The sequence below is a fragment of the Klebsiella sp. MS 92-3 genome (assembly GCF_000195655.1).
Lineage (GTDB): Bacteria > Pseudomonadota > Gammaproteobacteria > Enterobacterales > Enterobacteriaceae > Klebsiella > Klebsiella pneumoniae.
Genome location: NZ_GL882845.1, coordinates 3,287 through 5,589 on the forward strand (window position 1 = coordinate 3,287; position 2,303 = coordinate 5,589).

At 49.9% G+C, this 2,303-nt stretch carries 2 protein-coding genes and 1 pseudogene; all 3 read right to left on the reverse strand.

All coding sequences use genetic code 11. The annotated features are described in order from the left end of the window. Positions 1–30: 30 nt before the first annotated feature. Positions 31–111: pseudogene (locus HMPREF9538_RS33025) on the reverse strand (hypothetical protein); the annotation flags it as partial. 83 nt (positions 112–194) lie between these two features. Further along, positions 195–473 carry a bacteriocin immunity protein gene (locus tag HMPREF9538_RS06240; RefSeq protein WP_004152296.1) on the reverse strand — a complete coding sequence of 93 codons (279 nt, stop codon included), beginning with the start codon at positions 471–473 and terminating at the stop codon, positions 195–197. A 1-nt stretch (position 474) separates the two neighbouring features. Then, on the reverse strand, positions 475–2,303 hold a 1,829-nt coding region (locus tag HMPREF9538_RS06235), incomplete at its 5' end, for a klebicin B-related nuclease bacteriocin (RefSeq protein ID WP_009485933.1).

Here is a 2,303-nt window from a genome sequence, read left to right on the forward strand (position 1 = left end):
GGGGTTGGACAACGACGCCATGCGGAGGCGTCAGGATTTTGTGGTATGCCGAAACCAGTAGCAGACGGGTCCGTCGCCGGTATCGTGGACAGAGCCCAGAAACCATCCATCATGGGGTCAGTTTGGAGACAGGAAAAAATAATGGATATCTAGTAATTATTCTTCAAATCCAGAGTTAAAAATGTGCGGATTCATCACCTGAACCCGCACATCCAATCACGATTTTTAAAACCTGGCTTACCGTTAGCAGCTCGCCATTCCTTTACGGTTTTAACAATTCCTTTCGCCGAAGAATCTTCGCCTACCTTAGGCTTGAAGATGAGGTTCCAACCAGCAGGATGCTCTGTTAGTTGGGCGAACGAATAAATAGCATCATCGTTCTCTTTGTCAGTTGGAAAATCAGCAGCGATTATTTTACTAACAAAAGCAGTAAATTCTTCTTCCGTAAAATCTGAAATTTTATTACCAGCCATTTTATTTTCCTTTATGTGTCTCAATATGATTTTTAGGTGTTAGCGCCTTAATGTTATCGACATCCATAACAGCCCCTCCTTGAGATATTTCTTTTTCGTGGTGTAATCCAATTTTAACACGTTTCCCTACTGATTCTAAAAAGTCCGCAGTAGGTGCCCTTCCAGCTTTCATCTGATTAATATCAGCTTCACTAAATTGCTTGCTTAGTGCAGAATCGTCAGCAACCGCTTTCCAGAACGCCCGACGGGAAGAATCAAAACTACCGAAAGTCTTCCCGCGTAATTTATCCGCAATCTGGGAAGGAACAGGAGCACCATCCCCGGTACTGGCCCCCCCCATCCAGTTATTGCCAACGTTCTGCCCTTTGCCGCTTACTGTACCGGGCATGTTACGAGGGCTACGGTACATCACATACAGCGGTTTTAGGCCGGACTCCGGTGGAAACACCAGAATAATATCGTCAAAATCGAGGTCATCCGCTACCGGCGTCACGGTTTTATCTGTAGCCTGTGGCGCCGAAATCTGATCACCGGTATGCAGAATACGCTCCGGTAGTGGTACCGGCCCGCTTAGCGTCAGTGGTCCATTTGCACCAAGTGCGTCAGCCGGGCTGACAAAAATAGTTTGCGCCGGTACATCTGCGACAGCGGGAAGAGTATAGCCCCAGTAGCCGGTTTCCTTATCCAGTACAGCACGAGCGACCTTCACGGCACCGGCAGTATTGGTTTTGACCAGCTGAACATCCAGAATGCCGCTATCATTCATAACCAGACGGCCACGAACCGGCATACTGACAGATGTTTTCTGATCTGCTGCTTTATTCAATGCCGCGGTATCAGGCAGACCAAACGCATCGCCAGGCATCATCGAACTGATATCCCGACCGGGCACCATATCACTACCGACGCCAACTGATTTCGATAACACAAGACCGGCAATGGTTAATGCTACTGGGTTAGCCACCACAGCGACACTTAACGTCGCCAGAGCCTCGCTGATGAAAGCTCCCAGGCTGGCCGCAGCATCAGCCGACAGAGTAAAACCTCCACGTGACGCAGTTGACCAGGTCAGAGGAATAGCAAAAGGTGCCGCTGTAGCCGGGATACCCCTGACAGCCTGAATCTCTGAAGATTTCAGTTTATCTGCGGCTGTACAACGGGCCTGCAGCGCTTTTGCTTTTTCAGCAATGGCTCTGGCCTCCTCAGCGGCTTTCGCTGCTGCATCAGCCTGTCGTTTTTTTTCTGCCGCAGCGGCGGCTGCTGCTTCCGCCTCCTGGCGTTTACGTTCAGCAGCGGCGGCTTGTTCTGCGGACGCTAATGCAGCCTGGGCAGCCTGACGGCGCGTTTCTGCAGCATTATAGGCAGCTGATGCCTGCAGACTGGCCTGCTCAGCGGCCGTTGCCTGACTGGCAAGACTGGTAGCAGCATTTCGTTTGTTCACCGCATCATTCTGCGCTGCATCAACCTGAGCTTTTGTGATCCCAGATGGATAGAACCGGTATCCCCAGTGGTCATGCTCTTTATTCGAACTGATAACCTCCCATTTTTGGGTACCGTATTGGCCGTTATTATTTAGAGTGAGGCCTTTAATGCTTTGCTGCAGATCCTGATATTTTTTCTCAGCCTGAGTTGCTACTGGTACGGCATCGATAGCTTCCTTTCGCTTATTCTTCGCTGTATTAAGGGCATTATCTGCCACTGTTTTCAGGCGTGATGCTTCAGCAGTCGCCTGATTCAGATTATTACGCGCATCAGGAACAGTTTGATGTTGACCTGCAGCAGCCGCAGCAGAAATCGCATTCTGACGTTCTTTTTCAGCAGCGGCGGATG